Here is a 21683-nt window from a genome sequence, read left to right on the forward strand (position 1 = left end):
CCCCTAAGGATGTGATTACATGCCAGGCCGTGCACGTTCACAGATGAAGAGCCTGCTGCGCCGCACGATATGGCAGTGGATGACGGGAACGACCGATCGGCTTGGCGGTTGTTCCCTTCAAGTTAAGCTCATTGTCGCGTATATCGGCGTCATTTTAATCCCGGTGGTATTGTTCTCGCTATATACCTTTCACCAACTGTACGAGAATACAATGAAAGACATTACCGTACAAAATCAGTATGTGTTGGATACAGAGCTGGCCCATATTCATAGCAATATGGAAATTATGGAGCGAACCGCACAGCTTGCGATCTCAGATCGCAACGTGCTTCATTATCTAACCGAGGAACGTGAAATAAGCAGCGATGAGCTAGTCCAATTCAACTTGAATGTGTTTCCAAATTTACAGCACTTGCTGTACAGTAATCCCAATGTAGAGAACATTCGACTGTATACCAATAATCCCCAGACGCATGAAATATGGCCGATGATTTTCAAAGAATCACGATTGCCTAAGGCTTCCTGGCTGAAAGCGGCTCAACTCCGACAAGGGAAAATATGGTGGGATATGTACAAGGGGCCGAAAAGCTTACTTGGGGGACAATCCCGCCAGGAAAGTGAGACAGTGCAGTATATGGCACTGCTGCGTGAAATTCAGTCTACTGGAGGAAGACACGCGGGGTTGGTAGAAACAAATATGAGGCTGGAGCTATTTTCACCTAGGGTATTTGGAATCCCGCAACGTAATCGCGCATGGCAAATGTTCATTCTGAACGGCGGGGATTCCATCTCAAACGGTGGAAAATTAGTGTCTTCTACCGATATAGCTATAGCTTCCTTTCAACCTGATCCCATTCCGATCCCTCTGTCCCATGTGCACCATCTGTTACAGTCCCGCGTTCAGGGACAGGGTGGTGTTTTTGACTTTACCTATGGGAATAAGCCTTATCTTGGTTTGTATCGTTATATAGAAGGGTTGGACGCCTACCTGCTAAATGTGGTGGCGCTGGACGGTCCGCTGGGTGATCTCCGTCAGAAACGCAATGCTATGCTGCTCATTATTAGTATGCTGATTTTGTTTATGTCCGTCATTTCCTATACCTTGCATGCCTTCATTCTCAAGCAGCTACATACCCTGCGTGAATCCATGAAAAAAGTAGAGCAGGAGGGTGACTTTCAGCTTAAGATTCCAGTATATGGACGGGGAGAAGTGGCTGAGCTGGCTTTATATTTTCGCAGTCTGCTGAGTCGAATTAACGGGCTCATTGCCGAGGCAGTACACAAGCAGGCCACTGCTCAAGAAGCTGAACTGCTAGCGCTCAAGCATCAGATTGATTCCCACTTTCTCTATAATACATTGGAAAATTTAAAAATGATGGCGGAGATAGAACGGCAGTATCCGCTGTCGGATGCCCTTACCTCCCTTGGCTCGATGATGCGTTATAATCTCCAATGGTCCGGGTCGTGTGTTGCGTTGCGGGATGAAATCCGACATATCCAGCATTACGTGGCCATCATGAACATTCGCCACGATAACCAAATTGGATTGGAAATTCATCTATCGTCGGCGTTTATGGAACTGGAGATGCTGAAAATGTCGCTGCAGCCTGTAGTCGAAAATGCTATCAAGCACGGGTGGAGTACATTGCAAAGCCCATTCAGCATCACGATTGAGGCCTGCTCTAAGCAGGATATCATAGAATTGCGTATACAGGATAACGGAGTGGGGATATCTGAAGAAAGAAGAAACGCCATCATGGCTGGTCTAGCGCGAACGAATATGGATTTCCACGAGCCCGGGATGAATGGGGGAATCGGTTTGTATAATGTGCATCGCCGTTTAAGTATGCAGTATGGCGCAGAGTATGGCATAAGACTGGACAGCATCCACGGACAATCGACGACAGTGACCCTGATTTTGCCTAGACGTTACATGATGAGGGGGACGGACCATGACGACCAAGCTGTTGATTGCGGATGACGAGAAAAATATTCGAATGGGACTTCAAGCTATGATCGAACGGGAATTTTCCGGTCTCTATGAATGTGTACTGGTCAAGGACGGAAGGGAAGCCTGGCAGCATGTGAAGCAGTTTTTGCCCGAGTTGGTGATAACGGATATCCGTATGCCTATTATGGATGGCATTATGCTGATGCAGCATATTCGTGAGCTGGAGCCGGAACGCAGGCCTTCGGTGATCATTCTCAGTGGATATGACGAGTTCCAGTATGCGCGCGAAGCGATTCGCTGTGGGGCACGGGAGTATTTACTCAAGCCGATTGTAAGGGAGGAACTGTTCGGTGCACTGGCAGTTTTGAATGAGGAATTGAAGCAGAGGAACCCCCTCACATACGATAGTGTTGTCGGCGTAGAGAAAGATAGACTAGCTGGCGCGAGTGCCAACGTCGATAGAAGTGGTAGTATGACACGTGCTATCCAATATATCCACGCTCATTACAGCGAGGATTTGAATATGGCAGTAGTATCCAACTCAGTATCCTTGAATTATACGTATTTTAGTCAGGCGTTCAAAGCCTATACAGGCCTCAGCTTTGTTCAATATGTAAAAAGGCTGCGCATTACAGAAGCCAAAAAGCTGCTGGAGTGTCAAGGGGGCAGGATCTATGAAATTGCGGCTAACGTGGGCTTTGACAATGCAAAGCACTTTAACAAAGTGTTTCGTGAGCTGGAGGGGATGAGCCCGCAGCAGTTTCGAGTGCAGAATCAAAGGGGTAATTAGATATAAAGAGGGGGAAAACTCCACTGCCTTTTTACCCTTATCCTGATATAATAAACGTATGCATAACCATGACCTTCAATCAGAGAGTTTGTACACAATCACACGAATCGCCGAACGGAAGGGGAGAGCATATGGTTATTTATGAAACGGACCAAGCTTATATCATGACGACGCAGCATGACCATGCCCATATTTCAGGTGAGTTGGCTTTACAATGGGAAGAGAGTGCCTTCAAGAATAGACGTCATAAGCAGGATTTTGTATATGCAGCAAGGGAGCATGATCGGGGTTGGATACAGTTAGACGCTGCTCCTTTCTGGAATGATCATATGTCAGCACCTTATACATTTATTGATTTTCCACTCAGTCCACGTTTTGTTTTCTATCGTCTTGGGATTGATGAAGTCGAACAAGGAAACACGTATGCTGCGTTGCTGTGTAGCTTGATGTACAAGGAGCTAGTCGGGCGGACCGAGCATCAAAATGCTCAGGACAAGCAGATTACGCATGCTTATCAGGAAGCGGAGGAACAGCGTCGTCTGAGGCTCAAACAGGAGCTGGCATGTGGCGTAACCTTCGACCATCAAGTGCGGACGGATGTACGGAGAATGTTGTTTTGCGACGAATTGAGTCTGTTTTTGTGCAGTCGAGAGCCGGGTACGCCTACAGTAGAATATGAATGGTTTGCTGAAGGTTTGAGCTTCCCGGCTGTTCGTCATGAAAGCGGGCGAGTTTGGGCCGAGTGGCTATCGGATCAGACTGTAGGTCTCTCCTTTTTTCCTTTCAAGGGCAAGGTAGGGATTACTCATACCTTTAAAAAGGTGGACAAGGAGAAAATTCGTACCTTCGGTCTCCTAGAGGCTTACCGTTCTTCCGAATGGACGCATCGAACCTTTACCGTTGAACATATCATGGAAGTAGAAGAACATAAGGAGAATGCCTGACCGTCTACGGATACAGCCTCGAACAATAATTTGTTTGTAGACGCAGAGAAAAGCCTCCCTGAACCATGATTCAGAGAGGCTCGCTTTTTTCTAGCTTTAACATTTTACGATTTTGCAGAGGTTTTCGCACGATTGACAATAGTCTGTACCTTATTCAATACCTTATCGCGTGCCCCTTTATTTTTCATCAGATACGTCACACCCATTCCCAATGCTGCTACCACCCATTTCTTATTCTTCATAAAGTACGCCTCCTTATGATCATGTTGTCATACCCAAATGCTTAAAAGCATCCAAAATGTGAAAAGATGAACGGGATTTTACGATTTAGTGATTCCTTGCACTCGTTCCGCATAACTATGATTTACCCTTCTCCATCACATCTTACCCGTTCCTTCGCCAATGAAACGATTACGACTGTCTTTTCATGTTTAATGGATATTATCAAATATCCCGCCACAATGGCTTCAGACGCACATGACAGGGAGGTCTTTGTTATGAGAAAGAAGGAAGTGGTTGCCATGCTGCTCGCCGGCGGACAAGGCAAAAGACTCAAAGGACTTACTCGTACACTAGCCAAACCGGCAGTATTTTTTGGGGGAACTTACCGCATTATTGATTTCCCTCTCAGCAATTGCACTCATTCTGGTATAGACACCGTAGGCGTATTGACCCAATACGAGCCGTTGGTGCTTCATTCCTATATCGGCGTAGGCAGCGACTGGGATTTGGATCGTCTGGATGGAGGAGTGTTCGTTTTACCTCCGCACGAGAAAGAAGATGGAAACAACTGGTACAGGGGCACGGCGGATGCAATTTATCGAAACCTGCATTTCTTGGATCAGTATGACCCGGAGCATGTACTCATTCTGTCAGGGGATCACATTTATAAAATGGACTACAGTCGAATGCTCCACTATCACAAGGAGAAGGAAGCAGACTGCACCATTTCTGTTATCAATGTCACGATTCAGGAAGCTAAACGATTTGGAATCCTGAACGCTGACGATGATCTGAAAATATATGACTTTGAGGAGAAGCCTGAACAGCCGAAAAGTACATTGGCCTCCATGGGTATTTATTTGTTCAAATGGGAGGTGTTGCGTCGCTATTTACTGGAAAGCGCAAGCGATTCTGAATCCTCACATGATTTTGGCAAGGATATCATTCCATTGTTGCTTCAGCATGGCCGGTCGCTGTATGCGTACCCGTTTGCTGGGTACTGGAAGGATGTAGGTACCATTCAGAGCTTGTGGGAGTCCAACATGGATCTTCTGGTTCAGGATCCGCCTTTGGATCTGAACGATCCTTTCTGGCGCATCTATACTCGCAGCCCCAATCAACCGGCCCAGTATATAACCCAACGGGCGATCCTCAAAAACAGCATTGTAAATGAAGGTTGCATGGTGGATGGAGAAGTAAGGCATTCTGTACTATTTTATGGGGTCGAAGTAGGTGAAGGGAGCGTCATTACCGATTCTGTCATCATGCCGAACGTAAAAATTGGGCGCAATGTACGTATTCACCGGGCTATCGTGAATGAGAACATCGTTATTGAAGACAACGCGTTTATTGGACCTGAAGATAGTTCTGATGAGATTATTTTGTTCGATCAGGAAAGCCAGCTTCATGCACGAATTTAACCCGGATAAGGACGGTGTCTGCTATGAGTCGACTCATTGGAGTTATCAACCTGGATCACGAACTGGATCAGTTGAAGGAGTTGACCTATTTCCGGTGCGGGGCCGCAGTCCCCTTTGCTAGTCGATATCGGCTCATTGATTTTACCTTATCCAATATGATGCATGCAGGGGTGCATGATATTGCACTGTTTATCCGCCGCAAATACCGTTCGCTGCTGGATCATCTGGGCGAAGGTCGGCCTTGGGATTTAGACCGCAGACGGGGCGGGTTGTTTATTTTGCCACCTGACTGGAATGATCCGACGGATGCATCGCGTGGAGATTTGCAGCATGTGCACAACAATCTGGATTTTTTTCATCGCTCATCGGGGCAAACCATTATTCACGCAGGAACTCAGCATGTCAATAAGGTGGATATCGAGGATGTATACCGTTATCATCAGGAGAAAAATGCAGATGTTACCCTTGTATATAAACCCATAGACCAGCTAGAATCTGAGCATGATCCTTGTGCACGACTGGAGATTGATGAGAACGGACGAGTGACGGGTATTCATCAGGAGCAGGATCATCATAACATTTATTTGGAAATGTTTGTGATGGACAAAGACTTGTATCTGGATCAGGTGAAGCATTGCATTGCCCATCAGGATAATCATTTCTTTCGTGATGCCATCCAGAAAAACCCAAGTGGACTGCGTATTTATGCGTATCGTTATGAAGGTTATCATGCGGTTATTAATTCTATTGAGAGCTACTATAAAAATAGCATGAAGCTGTTGGATCAGCAGCAGTATCAAGCCCTGTTTCAGAATCAGCCGGTACACACCAAAATCAAGTATGAAGCCCCGACCCGCTATACGCACAGCGCCGAGGTGGATCATTCACTTGTTGCCAATGGCTGCACCATTGGAGGCAAGGTCGAGAATAGTATTCTTTTCCGTGGAGTGCGGGTGGAGGAGGGCGCGCGGGTAAGCAACTCGATTATTATGCAAAAATGTGTCATCCGTAAAGGGGCAGTTGTGGAGAATGTGGTTTTAGATAAAGATGTACAGCTTTCACCAGATCGAACTCTGATTGGAGACATTAGAGTTCCCTATGTCATTGCCAAGAATAGCGTAATTTAAAGGATATACTTAGCCATTAAAACGGAAATAACAGGAGGTACAACTTTGTTCAGCAATAAAGAAGCATTTAAGCAGGCTTTTCGAGAGCAACTGGTCGGAAGGCTGGGCAAACCGATGCAGGAGGCTCAGTCGGAAGACGTATATAAGGTTTTGGGTGGCATGATTCGTGAACAAGTCGGCAAGAATTGGGCAGAAACGAACCAAGCCTATAAAGAAGGACAAGAGAAGCAGATTTATTATTTTTCCCTGGAATTTTTGATAGGTCGTCTACTGGGCAGTAATCTGCTGAATTTGGGCGTACTGGATATGGTTCGGCAGGCATTGGGTGAACTGGGCTGGGATCTGGAGGAAATTGAAGAACAGGAGGCGGACGCGGGGCTAGGCAATGGGGGTCTCGGCCGTCTGGCGGCTTGCTTCATGGACTCGCTGGCATCCCTTGGCTATGCAGGACATGGCTGCGGCATCCGGTATAAATATGGTCTGTTTGAACAGCGTATTGTGGACGGCAATCAGGTTGAACTGCCGGATTACTGGCTACAGAAAGGGAATGTCTGGGAGGAACGTCGTCCTGATAAAAAGGTCGAGGTTCATTTTTGGGGAAGAGTGGAAACCCACGAACAGGAGGGACGTCTTGTATTCGAGACAAAGGATGCTGAAACGGTCTGGGCTGTCCCTTACGATATTCCGCTGGTAGGCTATGGTCATACACAGGTGAATACGCTGCGGATTTGGAGTGCGGAATCAGCGCTTGATCCCGTTCGAGGACCGATTCGAGGCGAGGGCGGTTATTACCGCTTTCTCGACTACAATCGATCGGTGGAATCTATCTCCGCATTTCTATATCCGGACGACTCCAATTATGAGGGAAAGCTGCTTCGCTTGAAGCAGCAGTATTTCCTGTGCTCGGCCGGATTACAAAGTATTTTGCGTACGTTTGAGAAGCTTCGTTTACCTTATAGCCATTTGCCCGATAAAATAGCACTGCACATTAACGATACACATCCGACCCTAGTTATTCCGGAACTGATGCGTATTCTGATGGACGTGAAGGGCTTGGGCTGGGACGAAGCATGGGATATTACGACGCGAACCGTTTCATATACGAATCATACGATATTAAGTGAGGCGTTGGAACAATGGCCTGTTAATATGGTACGGGAGCTGCTTCCTCGTATTTCTTTAATCATTGAAGAAATTAACAAACGTTATTGCGCTATGCTACTGGAGCGTTACCCAGGCCAGGACATCAAAATTGGTGAAATGGCGATTATTCACGGTGAACAAATCCGTATGGCCCACTTGGCAATCGTCGGCAGCTACAGCGTTAATGGGGTGGCTGCGCTGCATACGCAAATATTAAAGGAACGAGAGATGAAGTCGTTTCACGAGCTGTACCCTGACCGTTTTAACAATAAAACAAACGGGATTGCCCATCGCCGCTGGCTGATGCACGCCAACCCGGAGCTGGCAAGCTTGTACGATGAGACGATCGGCACACGCTGGAGGACCCGTCCAAGGGAGCTCATCGACCTGCTTCGTTACAGTGGGGACGAGACGTTCAAAGAACGGATACAGGCGATTAAGCGAAATAATAAAGTCAGGCTTGCTGAGCATGTTTTTGCAAAACAGGGCGTGCGATTGGATACGTCCTCCATTTTTGATGTACAGGTCAAACGGTTGCATGGTTATAAGCGACAGCTGCTCAATATTTTGCATGTGATGCATCTATACAGCCAGCTTAAAAGTAATCCGGGCCTGGATGTGACGCCACGCACATTTATTTTTGGAGCCAAAGCCGCCCCCGGTTATTTTCTCGCCAAACAGACGATCAAGCTCATTAATAACGTGGCGGACACGATCAATCGAGATGTGGAAGTCAAGGACAAGCTGAAAGTCGTTTTCCTTGAAAATTATTCGGTCTCACTGGCGGAGCTGATTATTCCTGCGGCGGATGTCAGTGAGCAGATTTCCACGGCAGGCAAAGAAGCTTCAGGCACAGGCAATATGAAATTTATGATGAACGGTGCGCTCACAATAGGTACATTGGACGGAGCCAATGTTGAAATGCATGAAATGGTAGGCGATGCCAACATGTTCATTTTTGGATTGAAGGTGGATCAGATCGAGGCATATTACCGGAACGGCCAGTATTCGGCGCGCAAAACAGCCAACAGTGACGAAAGACTGCGTGAAGTGCTGGATCAACTCGTGAACGATGCTCCTTTTACGCGGCATGAACGGGAATTTGAGGCCATTTATCAATCCCTGATTGATCATAATGATGAATACTTTGTGCTCAAGGACTTCGCAGCCTATGTGGATACGCAGGTTCATATTGAACAGGTGTATCGGAATCCCTCGGAGTGGGCTCGGCGTGCTATTGTCAATATGGCACACTCCGGTAAATTTTCTAGTGATTGTACGATTCAGCAATACGCGGCTGAGATTTGGGACATTGTACCTCTCCAGAACGATGTCTACAAGCGAATTCTGTCCTAAAACGGCGAAACAGGCGGAATAGCATTGCTTTTCGAACGCTGAGGGTTATAATGACAGTATAGACATAAGTAAGGATGGGAGCTGTAAATACTCATTCCTGAACTTGAATTGTACTGTTGAAGGAGTCCTCCTATTGATAAAGCTCAATCCGAAAAGGCTCAAACCTCATAAATCGAAGAAGAACTATAATATGTTTCAAAATATAGGGCGTGCGATTCGGCTGAATTTCATCAAGCTGTTGCGCGCCCCTGGAGGAGTTAAAAAGATCTCCTTGGGCTTCGCCATTGGCTTTGCGCTGGAGATGATTGTGATTTCCACGGCTTCTCTGGTATACCTTGTTTTTTATCCGATTGTTCGTCTGTCTGGCGGCTCGCTGCCTGCGGCCATCGTGGGTAACGTTGTAGGTAAGCTGACCTTTTTACCAATTGTACTGATGCCATTCGCCAAGCAAGTGGGGGCTTGGATTTATCCATCTCATTATCCGGTACATGTCAGGGGCGGACGACTTCACGAGCATTCTTTTATGGAGCTGTTTCACGGCAACTGGTCTGTATTCAGAGACTTGTTGCACGGAGGCTTGCACATCCTGATCGGTATGTCGATTTTCGGTGTGGTGCTGGGCATTATCTCGTATTTTGTCATTCAGGTTCTGTATAATCGTTCGCTGCACAAACGGTTGGAGAAGCGGAAGTTGCGTCATGGCGCAGCATTTTCGGCGGCCAGACTGCTGAAGAATGGATAACTATGTATAAGAAGGAAGCTCTTCGAGCCTATTTATTAGGTCTGAAGGGCTTCTTTGAGTTGGGGCAAGAAAAAGCCTATGATCTCTATAAGACCCATACGCTTTTGGCATATATTGTAACAGGATTGGCTTCATTCGCTCGAATCGTTTACAATACGTGTGCATACAACAATGGACGACAGGTTAATGTACATACAAGGAGTGATGAAGTTGCGGAAGATATGGCAAATCTACTTAACAGACTGGAGAAATGTATTCAAAGTATCGACCGGGACTTTATTAGTCATTGGCATCATTCTTTTGCCTTCCGTCTATGCATGGGTGAATTTGAAAGCGATGTGGGATCCATATGCGAATACATCTGGAATTAAAATTGCAGTAACCAGCCAAGATCAGGGTGCAGAAGTAAATGGTAAGAAGATTAATATCGGCGATGAGGTTTTGCATAACCTTCAAAATAACAAGAAGCTGGGTTGGACTTTTGTCAATGAAGCGGAAGCACGGAAAGGTGTGTTGGATGGTGATTATTATGCCAGCCTGCTGATCCCGAAAGACTTTTCAGAGAAAATTACGAGTGTGCTGACGGAAAATCCGCAAAAGCCGGAAATTGATTACGCTGTAAATGAAAAAATTAATGCAGTAGCTCCAAAAATTACATCTTCGGGGGCAACCTCTCTGACGAACCAGATTAGCCAAAACTTTATTGAAACTGCCAGCCAGGCGGTATTGACGAAGTTGAAGGAAGCTGGAGTAAAGTTGGAGGAGGAACTCCCGACAATTCGTAACATTGAAAACCGGGTGTTGGAGCTAAATAATCGACTACCGGATATCGATAGGTTGGGCAAACAGGCCTTGGAGCTGGAGCAAAATTTGCCGAAAATTAAGGCGCAGGGACAAAAGATTATCGCATTGAAGGAGAAAATTCCTGAAATTAACCGCGCCGGTGACCTGGTGCTCAAAATTGACAAAAACATGCCTGAGCTGGACAAGGTAGCCGCTGTTATTTTAGATATCCAAAAAAGACTACCTGATATTCAAAAGGCTGGTGATCGAATTGTTGAACTGGATCAAAATTTTAGCAAGGTAGAAAGCGCACTGACCACCGCCCTGGAGGATACGCAAACGGCTCTTAAAGTTATTAATGCTGCCCAGAGGGCACTGCCAGAAGTACAGCAGATAGCGGACACAGGCAAGGACTTTACAACCGGTTTACTTGAATTTCTGGACAAAAATGAGGGTGCGCTTGATTCGATAGGTACAGTAGTTAAAGAAGATTTACAACTGGTACAACAAATTGCGAATGAGGTTTCTCAGATTACAGACATCATTCGTGGTGTGGATTTTGATCCTAAAGCAGCACAAGCTGCGGTGAATCGTGTCAGCGGTAGGCTGACAACTGCCGTGGGGGTGCTGGATCATATTTCTCAATTGCTGAACCGTGTGAACGGATACTTGCCAAGTCAACCTCTGGATTCACTTATTTCCCGTGTGGGCGGGGTGGAGGATCGTTTCCGCCGTCTGAATAGCACAGTAACTAGTATCGGGAATGCCATCCAGCGCGGTGAAAAGCCCGCGCAAAATCTGCTGGATGACACTGATCGCCTTGCTGGAGAAATCAGTAGCGGAATTGACAGCATTTTGGGCAATTATGATACGGAGTATGCACCCGCCATTCAAAAGGCGCTAGATCAGATCAAATCCGTTGCCCGCAATTCTGCCAATGTGCTGACTACAGCTCAAGAGCAGCTACCGAATATTGAAAAGCTATTAAATGACGCACAGGCTGCAGCAGAATTCGGCCAGCAAGAGCTAACACGTCTCCAGCAGGATCTGCCACAATACCGTCAGAAACTGCATGAAGCGGCGACAACGATTCAGGGACGTATGGGCGAGTTTACGAATGCTGTGAACAAAGCAGCAGACTTCGTAAATAACGATTTGCCGACGGTTAAAAGTAAAATTCATCAGGCGGCAGATTTTGTGCGTAATGATTTGCCCAAAGCGGAACAACAGTTTGTCAAAATGGCTGGCTTAATTGAAAATAAATTTCCTGAAGCGGAAAAAGCGGTGCACCAAGTAGCCAATTTTGTAAGGAGCGATCTTCCAGCTGCCGAGGATTCCATACGTCAGGCTGCAGATACCATTCGCAAGCTTAAGGGCGAAAATGCACTCGGACGCGCTATTGCATTGCTCAAGGGGGATGTGAAAAAGGAAAGTGAGTTTCTCGGCAGTCCGGTATCGTTGAAGCAGGAACGGATATATCCAATCCCTAACTATGGTTCTGCGATGTCCCCTTTTTACACTACATTGTCGATTTGGGTAGGTGCGATGCTACTGGTATCAATGTTCAGGGTAGATGTGGATGACCCGGAAGGACAATTTAAAAGCTACCAAGTGTATTTCGGACGGCTGATGACATTCTCCACAATTGGTATTTTTCAGGCGCTGAGCGTATCTCTCGGTGACTTGTTCCTGCTCGGGGCGTATGTGGATGCCAAAGTAGCCTTTGTACTGTCCTCTATGCTGATCAGTCTGGTGTTTACGGCGATGACCTATACACTAGTTTCTGTGTTCGGCAATATCGGCAAGGGACTGGCGGTGATCCTGCTGGTGCTTCAATTCTCCAGTTCAGGAGGGACGTTCCCGATTGCGACGAGTACACCATTCTTTCAGGCGCTGAATCCATTTGTACCATTTACCTATGCGGTTAGTCTGTTACGAGAGACAGTAGGAGGGATGTTGGCTTCAACGGTGATACGGGATGTGGTGATGCTGTTTGTATTTATCGGTGTTTGCTTCCTGTTTGGATTGGTGTTGAAGAAGCCGCTCAGCAAGCATACGAAAAAAATGGCTGAGCGAGCGAAAGAAACGAAATTAATTCCTTGATTGTTAAATAGAGAGTGAGTTACGGTGGATAAACGCGCTCCGCGAAGGATTTGATCTTACGATCGCTGTTGCCACGGGATTCTTTGGATTAGATAGACATGAAAAGGTAAGAATCCCGTGGCAAAGGCGAACGCTCCGCTTCTCCAGATTCAAATCCTCCGCTCTGCTGGCATCCGCCGTAAAGTCACCTTCTTTTAATATTCGGCGGGTAGTACGGGGAGGTGGCCTCCGCATGTTATGCTTCGGCATGGTGCGGAGGCCTTTTTGCATGCGCTCTCCAAACTTTAAATTGCATTTGGGGGTGTTTCAATGCGGTTTGTTCTGGTGAATAAACGGAGTATGGTCTTTTTTGGCATGTAATTTTGCGGAATTTTAAAATCCTTAAGCAAAGGCGGGAGGTAGTATGGAGTATTCATACTTAGGAAAGTCAGGCTTAAAGGTGAGTCGGTTATGTCTGGGGACGATGAATTTCGGACCAGAAACCGAAGAAAAGGATGCGTTTAAAATTATGGATGCCGCACTGGATGCGGGCATTAACTTTTTTGATACGGCTAATGTATATGGCCATGACCGTAAAGGTTGGACAGAGGAAATTATCGGACGTTGGTTCCAGCAGGGCGGCGGAAGACGCGAGAAGGTCGTGTTGGCAACGAAGGTATACGGAGATATGAAAAATGAACATGACGGACCCAATGCAGGATCAGGCTTGTCTGCTTACAAAATTCGCCGCCATTTGGATGCGTCTCTGAAACGTCTGCAGACCGACCATGTAGAGCTATACCAAATGCATCACATTGACCGAAACGTGTCATGGGATGAGCTGTGGGGCGTATTCGAGTCCGTGGTGGATCGGGGACAAGTTGGTTATATCGGTTCCAGTAATTTTGCGGGCTGGCACATTGCGGTGGCGCAGGCCGAAGCGAAGGCACGGCGTTTTTTGGGGCTTGTATCCGAGCAGCATTTGTACAACTTGAACGAACGTTCCGCCGAGCTTGAAGTATTACCGGCAGCTCAGGAGCTGGGGCTGGGTGTGATCCCATGGAGCCCGTTGGCGGGCGGACTGCTGGGACGGAATGCGTTAGCTGGTACAGGTTCCCGCAGCGCACGCGCCAAGGAAAAGGTGGAGCAGAATCGTATGAAGCTGGAGCAATTTGCAGCATTGTCCCGCGAGCTGGGTGAAAAGGAAGACGTGATTGCACTGGCTTGGGTACTTTCCCATCCGGCTGTAACGGCTCCAATTATCGGACCACGGACCTTAGAACAGTTAGAGGATGCTCTACGGGTACCTGAGGTCAAATTGAGCGAGGAAGTGCTTGCCAAGCTGAATGAGATTTTTCCAGGTCCAGGAAAACCTGCGCCAGAAGCCTACGCTTGGTAATAATACTTTGTACTCGTCATAAAGCATCATTCTTTGTTAGAAATCATCGGCAAAAAGCAGCAGATCAGGAGCCTCTCTTTGATCTGCTGCTTTTTTCTGGTGCCTGATCCACATTTGAACGACCATGGAAAAAATATATATGCGCTAAAACAAAAAGATTAATTCTCCCATTAATGCAAAAAGAACTTCCAGAGATTGTGTTGCTTCTACGGTCGCCAGTTTTTGCATATTTCCACGAACCTGATCTATAGCTTTAAAAAATAAAACTCTTTAAATATCGTTATTTCTCATATTAATAATAACTTAGGTCATTCATTTCAAGAGTTTTTTTACGGTTGACAAGGCAAAAGGGATGCTGTATATTACTGAAAGTTGGTGTTAATAGTAATTATTACGATTTAAAAAATGAAAATGAAAATGAAAAGCCGATATTCAAGGGAGCGTACCAGCGATGAATAAGAAAGCAATACCAGTAACAGTGTTGAGCGGATATTTGGGTGCAGGAAAAACAACGATTTTGAATCATGTATTAAACAATCGGGACGGAATGAAAGTGGCAGTCATCGTCAATGACATGAGTGAAGTGAATATAGATGCTGAGCTGGTTAAAAAAGAGGGCGGCTTGTCCAGAACAGAAGAAAAACTGGTCCAGTTGTCTAATGGTTGTATTTGCTGTACATTGCGTGAAGATTTATTGGTGGAGGTCAAGAAACTGACGGAACAAGGCGAGTTTGATTATATTTTAATCGAATCTACAGGCATCAGTGAACCTGTGCCAATCGCTCAAACCTTTACGTACGCCGATGAAGGAACTGGCATTGATTTGGCATCGCTGGCAAAACTGGATTGCATGGTGACCGTAGTCGATGCGAACCGTTTCTGGCATGATTTTGAATCAGGAGAAACGTTACTGGATCGCAGGCAGGCTACTGGTGAAGACGACACGCGTGATATCTCGGACTTGCTCATAGACCAGATTGAAACCTGTGATGTATTGATTCTGAATAAGTGCGATCTGGTTCAGTCTGCTGAGCTGGATAAGCTGGAGGGTGTGCTGCGGAGATTACAGCCTGAAGCCCGAATCATTCGTACTTCCAAGGGAAAGGTCGCTCCTTCGGACATTTTGAATACAGGGCTGTTCAATTTTGACAAGGCTAGTCAATCCGCTGGATGGATTCGGGAGCTGGAGCTTGAAAGCCATACACCGGAAACGGACGAATATGGGATAAATTCCTTTGTATATCGTCGTAGAAGACCATTTCATCCTGCAAGATTGGCTGAATTTATGAACTATTGGCCGGAGGAGATCGTTCGCGCCAAAGGTTTGGCCTGGATTGCAACCCCGCAGGATTGGGCAGCGAGTATTAGTCAGGCAGGACCATCTATTCAATTTGGCCCTGCGGGAAGCTGGCTTGTTGCATTATCCGAAGAAGAACGGCAGGAGATCGTTGCAGCTGACCCTGAGGCTCTGGACCAATGGGATGAACAATGGGGCGATCGCATGAACGAAATCGTCATGATCGGTATCGGAATGAATCGACCGGACTTGGAAGAAGAGCTAGATGAATGTCTGCTGAACGATAATGAAATGGATATGGACTGGTCCAGTTTTGAAAATCCGCTTCCTTGGCCGACATGATGAAGCTAGTTGATCCATTCATTAATAAAGTCCATACATTTTTTAGCTGCTGGAGAAACATTTTTTAAGGAAGCGGTAGCGATACCGATAGTACGGGAATGCCTCTCATCCAATGGACGAATAGAGATGTCGTAAGGAATGTGAGACAGGATCATTTCAGGAAGAATACTCACGCCTAGTCCATTCTGCACCATAGCCATAATCGCATGGTCATCTTCTAATTCATATTTGATTTTAGGTGACATATTATGCTGTGAAAAAATATTCCTTACATCGGTGTCACAGCCTGCAACAGGCATAATAAAAGGCTCATCTCTGAGCTGTTCTACTCGAATGGAGGCTTGCTTTCCCAGAATATGATCGGAAGGAAGTAGACAAAGCATGCTTTCTTCTTTTAAGGGCAACGCCTCTAATGTGTCTAGCGTGGGGAGGTTCACAAAGCCGAAATCAGCCTCCCCACTGATTATCCAGCTCTCAATTTCATGGTAGTTCCCATCGAGCAGTTTTATTTCAATAAGAGGAAACTGCTCATTGAATTTTTTTAGAATACGGGGCAGCCAATGAATAGAGACGCTTGAAAATGTGCCGATCTTTACGGTTCCGATTTCCAATCCTTTAATTAGAGCTACCTCTTGGTAGAGCTTTTCGTCCATTTGTACGATCTCTCTAAATTGCTTCATCAATCTTTCTCCGTTATTGGTCAATCTGATGCCTGAACGACCTCGGATCAGAAGAGTCAACCCTAATTCATGTTCCAATCCAGAGATCGCATGGCTGATTGCCGATTGTGTAAGATTTAAAACTTCCCCGGCCTTTGTGAAACTTCCCATTTCAACTACGCAAAGAAAAATCTTATATTTAAACAAATTCCTGTTCACTCCTATTTTTTTAATGAAATATATTCATGTATCATATCAGATATATTCATTTTTTTTATTTAATATTTATGATTATAATCAAATGAAAGAAAGGTTATATATTTTTGTTTTAGGAGGAACATATGAACTCAATTGCTAAAACTCCTCGGCCACCCTATTATGCGGCTATCTTTACTTCTGAACGTACGGAAGGAGATGGCGGATACGGAGTGATGGGAGACAAAATGGTGGAACTGGCTGCCGAGCAGCCTGGTTTTCTAGGTGTGGAAAGTGTTCGTGATCACAATGGAGTAGGCATCACAGTTTCCTATTGGGAGTCTCTAGACGCTATAAAAAATTGGAAACATAACGAGCTGCACAAGGTAGCGCAGGAAAAAGGGAAATCCGAGTGGTATAAAACATTTGGTTTAAGAGTGAGCAAGGTAGAACGAGATTATTTTTTTACAGTGTAAATAGGTTCAATATCTTTCTATTCATATTCAGTTCATAAACGTGGGTTATCCTCGCTATAGAAACCGTATAGGGAGGATATGAATGTGGATTATACAGACAAAAAAGAGACCTTGGCCATTGAAGCAAGGGGACTCGTTAAAACTTTTGGTGATAAGCATGCGGTTGACGGTGTCGATTTGAATGTCCATGCTGGCACGATCTACGGTGTGCTCGGCCCTAATGGAGCAGGTAAGACGACTACCATCCGAATGCTGTCAACGTTATTGCGACCTGATGGTGGATCAGCGCGTATCTTCGGGCACGATGTAGTAAAGGAGCCGCAGGTTGTGCGTCAATTGATCGGGGTAACAGGCCAATACGCATCGGTCGATGAGTCGCTTAGCGCTACTGAGAACTTGATCATCTTCTCTAGACTGCTTGGACTGGGACGTGCCGAGGCGCGTCATAAGGCAGCGGAGCTGTTGGAGGAATTTGGCTTGGCCGAAGCAGCCAAGCGATCGTTAAAAAATTTTTCGGGAGGCATGCGCCGCCGACTGGACTTGGCCGCCAGTCTCATCGCTAAGCCGCCGCTGATCTTCCTGGATGAGCCGACTACCGGACTAGACCCGCGCACGCGTGTCCAGATGTGGGACACGATCCGGCGTCTGGTCAAGACCGGTTCCACCGTACTGCTCACTACCCAGTACCTCGACGAGGCGGATCAACTTGCTGACCGAATCGCGGTGATCGATCATGGCCGGGTAGTCGCTGAGGGTACGGTGGATGAACTGAAAGCGGCAGTGGGGGCGTCGACTCTGCAACTCAAAGTGCAAAATCAACAGGACATTGAGAGAGCTGTTCAGATCGTTGAACAGGTGCTTTCAGTCAAGTCCAGCGTGTCAGTGGAAGTTGGAAAGATTATTTCTCCGATGGCCAATGCAGATCGGGTAACGGACCTGCTGATTGCCCTCCGTACTGGAGAGATTCGTCTAGCAGAAATGAGTGTGCAAAAGCCGACGCTTGACGAGGTGTTTTTGTCCATCACTGGTCATGGGGCACAAGTAAACGAGCAGCAGACGTCCCAAGGAGCGCATGCTGGGGAGGGGGCGAGAGCATGAAGAGCACTACGGTTATGACAGGTTTTGATCGCACTTTGAAGAAGTCTGTGAGTTTCAGACAGGCGTTCTTCAATTCCATGACGATGGCCTACCGGGGCATTCTGAAGATCCGGCATACTCCCGAGCAATTGTTTGATGTCACGCTCCAGCCGATCATTTTCACACTTATGTTTACCTATATCTTTGGTGGCGCCATCTCAGGAGACGTGCAGCATTATTTGCCGGTTATTATTCCAGGCATCCTCGTGCAGACTGTGATCTCGACCTCCGTCGTTACCGGCGTCCAACTACGTGAGGATATGGACAAAGGAGTGTTCGACAGGTTCAAGTCACTCCCAATCGCACGTATTGCGCCTTTGGCTGGAGCTCTGCTGGCTGACAGTATCCGGTATACTATTGCGACTGTACTTACCTTCGCCATGGGGTATATTTTGGGGTATCGGCCAGAGGGAGGGCTGCTGAGTGTTGCTATCGCCGCGCTTTTGGTCATCGTGTGTTCCTGGGCAGTCAGCTGGATTTTCGCCTTCTTTGGCGTGATTGCCCGCACTGCTTCCAGTGTACAGGGCATCTCCATGATTGTTCTGTTTCCGCTCACTTTTGTTTCCAACGCATTTGTGCCTGTGGACACAATGCCTGGTTGGCTACAGTGGTTTGTGAACGTTAACCCGATTTCACATCTTGTGAACGCAGTCAGGGAGCTTGCGAATACGGGAACGATTGGCGGGGAACTGGCGATCTCCCTGCTTGGCGCTACAGTCATTGTGGCGATCTTCGCGCCGCTTACGGTGCGTGCATATATGCGTAAAGCATAAGATGGCAGTCTTCTTGACGAGGATGAGAGATTTAAGGCAGAACTAGTTAGGGGGGATTGAAATGGCGCGTGTATTGGTCGTTGATGATGATCCGCATATTCGCGAACTGGTCGGACACTTTTTGAGGATGGAAGGTCTGGAGGTAGTCGAGGCGGTGGATGGATTGGACGCGATGCGCATTTTTGATCAAATCAAGGTCGATTTACTTGTTCTTGATATCATGATGCCGGGAATGGATGGTTGGGAGTTGTGTCGTAAGCTGAGAGAGCAAACCGACCTGCCGCTGCTTATGCTTACAGCTAAAGGCGAGACGTCACAGATCGTGAAAGGTTTCGCGCTCGGAACGGACGACTATCTTGTCAAGCCATTCGACCCCATGGTGCTTGTTGCACGCGTGAAGGCTTTATTAAAACGCTATCGTATCATGGCTTCCAAATCAGTGACTGTCGGAGATCTTGTCCTGCGCAGTGATACATTTGAATGCCGGGCTGGGCAAGAGGAGTTTACCCTGCCGCGCAAGGAATTTGAGCTGCTCTTCAAGCTGGCCAGCTATCCTGGCAAAACCTTTACCCGCGACCAGTTGATCGAACAGATCTGGGGTTATGATTATGAGGGAGACGAAAGAACGGTTGATGTCCATATCAAACGCCTTCGGGAACGGTTTCTGGAGGCAAGCCACTCCTTCCGGATCAGTACGATCCGAGGATTGGGTTATCGGCTGGAGGTAAGGCAATGAAACGAGAACCGGGATTCCTCCATATCCTTGCGAGACTCATGCTGGTGTTATTGGTGCTGTATCTCAGCTGGACTGCCGCGTTCTTTATTATGGAGGCGATCTATTCGCACATGTCATGGGCTCCCCATGGTTTGTTCGTCTTTCTTATGAATACGACGCTAGGCTTTTTCTTCTTCGGTATTATCAGTATGACGGTAAGGCGCTTCTTCCAGCCTAGAGAACAGCACGCTTTTACCGAAATGATCGATGCTTTAAAACGTATTTCGCAAGGAGACTTTCACATTAATCTGGATTGGGATCTCGGCGGGAGGAACGGAAAACATCGGAGGCCGCATCCTTATGTACAGTTGGTGGACAGTATCAATGATATGGCTGCAAATCTGAAGGCTATGGAAAAGCTGCGGGAGGAGTTTATTTCAAACGTATCCCATGAAATCGGCTCACCGCTGACCTCGATAATCGGATTCGCCAAGGCGCTCAAGGACGAGAATCTGGATCGTGAGCAGCGAGACCGGTATTTGACGATCATCGAGACGGAGTGTATTCGTCTATCCAAGCTAAGCGATAATCTCATGAAGCTGGCGATTCTGGATTCGGAGCGGCATCCGTTTCGTCCGTCCCTTTATCGGCTGGACAAGCAGCTGATTTCGCTTATTCTCGCCTGCGAACCGCAATGGGAGGCTAAAAAAATCGAGATGACTGTTGAGGTGGATATCGTTGAGATCAACGCGGACGAGGATCTGATGGGCCAGGTTTGGGTAAATCTCCTTCACAACGCCATTAAATTTACACCACAGGGTGGAAGCATATCTGTTTCTCTTTCAAGTAACGGTGAACAGGCGGTTATCCGCATTGCGGACACGGGACAGGGCATCAACGAACAGGATCAGCAACGCATTTTTGAACGGTTTTATAAAGCAGACCAGTCACGGGCCCGAACTGCAGGAGGCAGCGGCTTGGGACTGTCCATTGCTTATAAAATAACAGAGATGCATACCGGCTCTATCTCTGTATCCAGCAAGGTGGGAGAAGGAACGGTATTTACGGTTATGCTGCCGCTGCGCCGGCAAGGAATGAAAGGCAGCAACAACTGTGAAATGTACACCGGCACAGTAATATAAAAAGGAGCGTCTTCAAAGCCATAAGCGGCTGAAGGACGCTCCTTTTTAACTCCCATGCTTATACTCTTATGGCATATGCGTATGTGCTCAGGACTTAGATGAATTTACCGGCTGCATTTCCTGGATAGCTTCCTTCAAGTTGTGTGAGCATAGCTCATACAACTGTTTCCTTTGCTGTTCGCTGGAATTCGTAGCCAGTTTTTGCAGCTCGGTTGTACATTGCTGCAGCAGCGTCAGCACAGCTTGATTCGAATCCTGTGCCTTGGACATCTGTACATTATCACTGTATGGGTCAATATATAGCTCCCCTTGCGTGTCCACCTGCGCGAAAAACACATCTTTGACCGTCAGGCTCTTTTCCTTTAGCTTGGCATCCAGCCATTGTTGAGTAATCCCCATATATGCCATTTGTTGCTCCATAAGTTGTCCATCCATAATGACTGCTGTGGGTTCCTTCTCCGGTAGCTGAAACATATTCAAATCTTTAAGCGTCACAGGCTGCTTGTCTTTGGTTAACAGCACATTGACTTCGCCACTGGTTTCCATGAGAGCAAATTCTACATCAGATACTTTGAATACATTCTTGCTTCGTAGCTGCTCCATGAGTTCATCCAGGGTGAGCCGTTCCTTTCTCAGATTATCCTCTAAAATTTTGCCGTCTTTGATCAGGATTGTTGTCCTTCCATCTGTTATATCTCTGATTTTCTTGCTTTTAATTTGCAAATATTCAATGCCAAGTGTTGTCAGTACCCATACTGACAAGGCTATGAGGCCTAGATACCAGGTGGATTCACGCTCCATAGGAATGGTAGCAGCCAGGTTACCTATCGTGATTCCTGTTATATATTCGAACAAGGAAAGCTGGGATACCTGACGTTTTCCAAGAATTTTGGTGATTAAAAATAATATAGCGACAGCCATTAATGTGCGTATAGCAACCTCGGCCCAATCCTGCATTTACTCAACCCCATTTCATTTCGCCACAAG

The 21683-nt window shown here is 46.7% G+C and carries 18 protein-coding genes and 1 pseudogene; 15 read left to right on the forward strand and 4 right to left on the reverse strand.

Going from position 1 to position 21683, the window contains the following annotated elements:
• Positions 1–19: 19 nt before the first annotated feature.
• The 3 genes from MKY98_RS11135 to MKY98_RS11145 all read left to right on the forward strand — a co-directional run bounded on the left by MKY98_RS11135 (position 20) and on the right by MKY98_RS11145 (position 3685).
• Positions 20–1981 (forward strand): sensor histidine kinase, encoded by a 1962-nt coding sequence (locus MKY98_RS11135; protein WP_069010224.1) that lies wholly within the window; start codon positions 20–22, stop codon positions 1979–1981.
• The gene (locus MKY98_RS11140; RefSeq protein WP_069010223.1) at positions 1953–2741 is read left to right on the forward strand and encodes a response regulator transcription factor; all 789 of its coding nucleotides are present in this window, start codon (positions 1953–1955) and stop codon (positions 2739–2741) included. The genes MKY98_RS11135 and MKY98_RS11140 overlap by 29 nt, the downstream gene beginning before the upstream one ends.
• Positions 2742–2872: 131 nt before the next feature.
• Entirely contained in the window at positions 2873–3685 is an 813-nt protein-coding gene (locus MKY98_RS11145) for a DUF3891 family protein (RefSeq protein WP_069010222.1), read from the forward strand.
• Positions 3686–3789: 104 nt separating this feature from the next.
• Here the strand turns inward: MKY98_RS11145 and MKY98_RS11150 are convergent, their stop codons facing one another.
• The gene (locus tag MKY98_RS11150; protein WP_023988334.1) at positions 3790–3927 is read right to left on the reverse strand and encodes a hypothetical protein; all 138 of its coding nucleotides are present in this window, start codon (positions 3925–3927) and stop codon (positions 3790–3792) included.
• Positions 3928–4182: 255 nt separating this feature from the next.
• Here MKY98_RS11150 and MKY98_RS11155 point away from each other — a divergent pair, with 255 nt between their 5' ends.
• The 6 genes from MKY98_RS11155 (at position 4183) to MKY98_RS11180 (ending at position 13960) form a co-directional block, all read left to right on the forward strand.
• Positions 4183–5328, forward strand: coding sequence for a glucose-1-phosphate adenylyltransferase (locus tag MKY98_RS11155; RefSeq protein ID WP_029519096.1), 1146 nt, complete (start codon positions 4183–4185; stop codon positions 5326–5328).
• Between the two features lie 23 nt (positions 5329–5351).
• Positions 5352–6455, forward strand: coding sequence for a glucose-1-phosphate adenylyltransferase subunit GlgD (glgD, locus tag MKY98_RS11160; RefSeq protein WP_029519097.1), 1104 nt, complete (start codon positions 5352–5354; stop codon positions 6453–6455).
• Positions 6456–6500: 45 nt separating this feature from the next.
• On the forward strand, positions 6501–8954 hold the full coding sequence (locus MKY98_RS11165; protein ID WP_069010221.1) for a glycogen/starch/alpha-glucan phosphorylase: 2454 nt from the start codon (positions 6501–6503) through the stop codon (positions 8952–8954).
• Between the two features lie 190 nt (positions 8955–9144).
• Positions 9145–9696 carry a DUF2062 domain-containing protein gene (locus MKY98_RS11170; RefSeq protein ID WP_049817076.1) on the forward strand — a complete coding sequence of 184 codons (552 nt, stop codon included), beginning with the start codon at positions 9145–9147 and terminating at the stop codon, positions 9694–9696.
• A 210-nt stretch (positions 9697–9906) separates the two neighbouring features.
• Positions 9907–12582, forward strand: coding sequence for a YhgE/Pip domain-containing protein (locus MKY98_RS11175; RefSeq protein WP_069010220.1), 2676 nt, complete (start codon positions 9907–9909; stop codon positions 12580–12582).
• A 403-nt stretch (positions 12583–12985) separates the two neighbouring features.
• Positions 12986–13960, forward strand: coding sequence for an aldo/keto reductase (locus MKY98_RS11180; protein ID WP_029519103.1), 975 nt, complete (start codon positions 12986–12988; stop codon positions 13958–13960).
• Between the two features lie 150 nt (positions 13961–14110).
• Here MKY98_RS11180 and MKY98_RS11185 read toward each other — a convergent pair.
• Positions 14111–14227, reverse strand: a pseudogene (locus MKY98_RS11185) (multidrug resistance efflux transporter family protein); the annotation flags it as partial.
• A gap of 184 nt (positions 14228–14411) precedes the next feature.
• Here MKY98_RS11185 and MKY98_RS11190 point away from each other — a divergent pair.
• Entirely contained in the window at positions 14412–15599 is a 1188-nt protein-coding gene (locus MKY98_RS11190) for a GTP-binding protein (RefSeq protein WP_069010219.1), read from the forward strand.
• A 5-nt stretch (positions 15600–15604) separates the two neighbouring features.
• Here the strand turns inward: MKY98_RS11190 and MKY98_RS11195 are convergent, their stop codons facing one another.
• On the reverse strand, positions 15605–16465 hold the full coding sequence (locus MKY98_RS11195; protein ID WP_029519105.1) for a LysR family transcriptional regulator: 861 nt from the start codon (positions 16463–16465) through the stop codon (positions 15605–15607).
• Positions 16466–16599: 134 nt separating this feature from the next.
• Between MKY98_RS11195 and MKY98_RS11200 the strand changes: the two genes are divergently transcribed.
• The 5 genes from MKY98_RS11200 (at position 16600) to MKY98_RS11220 (ending at position 20696) form a co-directional block, all read left to right on the forward strand.
• On the forward strand, positions 16600–16929 hold the full coding sequence (locus MKY98_RS11200; protein WP_013310063.1) for an antibiotic biosynthesis monooxygenase family protein: 330 nt from the start codon (positions 16600–16602) through the stop codon (positions 16927–16929).
• A gap of 78 nt (positions 16930–17007) precedes the next feature.
• Positions 17008–18027 carry an ATP-binding cassette domain-containing protein gene (locus tag MKY98_RS11205; RefSeq protein ID WP_069010218.1) on the forward strand — a complete coding sequence of 340 codons (1020 nt, stop codon included), beginning with the start codon at positions 17008–17010 and terminating at the stop codon, positions 18025–18027.
• On the forward strand, positions 18024–18839 hold the full coding sequence (locus MKY98_RS11210) for an ABC transporter permease (protein WP_029519108.1): 816 nt from the start codon (positions 18024–18026) through the stop codon (positions 18837–18839). The genes MKY98_RS11205 and MKY98_RS11210 overlap by 4 nt, the downstream gene beginning before the upstream one ends.
• A gap of 61 nt (positions 18840–18900) precedes the next feature.
• A complete protein-coding gene (locus tag MKY98_RS11215) occupies positions 18901–19575 on the forward strand; it encodes a response regulator transcription factor (RefSeq protein ID WP_029519109.1) in 675 nt (224 codons plus the stop codon).
• Complete coding sequence (locus tag MKY98_RS11220) at positions 19572–20696, forward strand: sensor histidine kinase (RefSeq protein WP_029519110.1); 1125 nt, start codon at positions 19572–19574, stop codon at positions 20694–20696. The genes MKY98_RS11215 and MKY98_RS11220 overlap by 4 nt, the downstream gene beginning before the upstream one ends.
• An 87-nt stretch (positions 20697–20783) precedes the next feature.
• On the opposite strand, the gene MKY98_RS11225 is transcribed toward MKY98_RS11220, so the two are convergent.
• Complete coding sequence (locus tag MKY98_RS11225) at positions 20784–21653, reverse strand: DUF421 domain-containing protein (RefSeq protein WP_069010217.1); 870 nt, start codon at positions 21651–21653, stop codon at positions 20784–20786.
• Between the last annotated feature and the right edge of the window lie 30 nt (positions 21654–21683).

The sequence above is a fragment of the Paenibacillus sp. FSL M8-0228 genome (assembly GCF_038007385.1).
In the GTDB taxonomy this organism is placed as follows: domain Bacteria; phylum Bacillota; class Bacilli; order Paenibacillales; family Paenibacillaceae; genus Paenibacillus; species Paenibacillus polymyxa_D.

What these genes read in the sequence shown, in the direction of transcription:
- MKY98_RS11135 (WP_069010224.1), top strand. Translation starts at nt 20, where the DNA reads ATGCCAGGCCGTGCACGTTCACAGATGAAGAGCCTGCTGCGCCGCACG.
- MKY98_RS11140 (WP_069010223.1), top strand. Translation starts at nt 1,953, where the DNA reads ATGACGACCAAGCTGTTGATTGCGGATGACGAGAAAAATATTCGAATG.
- MKY98_RS11145 (WP_069010222.1), top strand. Translation starts at nt 2,873, where the DNA reads ATGGTTATTTATGAAACGGACCAAGCTTATATCATGACGACGCAGCAT.
- MKY98_RS11150 (WP_023988334.1), bottom strand. Translation starts at nt 3,927, where the DNA reads ATGAAGAATAAGAAATGGGTGGTAGCAGCATTGGGAATGGGTGTGACG.
- MKY98_RS11155 (WP_029519096.1), top strand. Translation starts at nt 4,183, where the DNA reads ATGAGAAAGAAGGAAGTGGTTGCCATGCTGCTCGCCGGCGGACAAGGC.
- glgD (WP_029519097.1), top strand. Translation starts at nt 5,352, where the DNA reads ATGAGTCGACTCATTGGAGTTATCAACCTGGATCACGAACTGGATCAG.
- MKY98_RS11170 (WP_049817076.1), top strand. Translation starts at nt 9,145, where the DNA reads ATGTTTCAAAATATAGGGCGTGCGATTCGGCTGAATTTCATCAAGCTG.
- MKY98_RS11180 (WP_029519103.1), top strand. Translation starts at nt 12,986, where the DNA reads ATGGAGTATTCATACTTAGGAAAGTCAGGCTTAAAGGTGAGTCGGTTA.
- MKY98_RS11190 (WP_069010219.1), top strand. Translation starts at nt 14,412, where the DNA reads ATGAATAAGAAAGCAATACCAGTAACAGTGTTGAGCGGATATTTGGGT.
- MKY98_RS11200 (WP_013310063.1), top strand. Translation starts at nt 16,600, where the DNA reads ATGAACTCAATTGCTAAAACTCCTCGGCCACCCTATTATGCGGCTATC.
- MKY98_RS11205 (WP_069010218.1), top strand. Translation starts at nt 17,008, where the DNA reads ATGAATGTGGATTATACAGACAAAAAAGAGACCTTGGCCATTGAAGCA.
- MKY98_RS11210 (WP_029519108.1), top strand. Translation starts at nt 18,024, where the DNA reads ATGAAGAGCACTACGGTTATGACAGGTTTTGATCGCACTTTGAAGAAG.
- MKY98_RS11215 (WP_029519109.1), top strand. Translation starts at nt 18,901, where the DNA reads ATGGCGCGTGTATTGGTCGTTGATGATGATCCGCATATTCGCGAACTG.
- MKY98_RS11220 (WP_029519110.1), top strand. Translation starts at nt 19,572, where the DNA reads ATGAAACGAGAACCGGGATTCCTCCATATCCTTGCGAGACTCATGCTG.
- MKY98_RS11225 (WP_069010217.1), bottom strand. Translation starts at nt 21,653, where the DNA reads ATGCAGGATTGGGCCGAGGTTGCTATACGCACATTAATGGCTGTCGCT.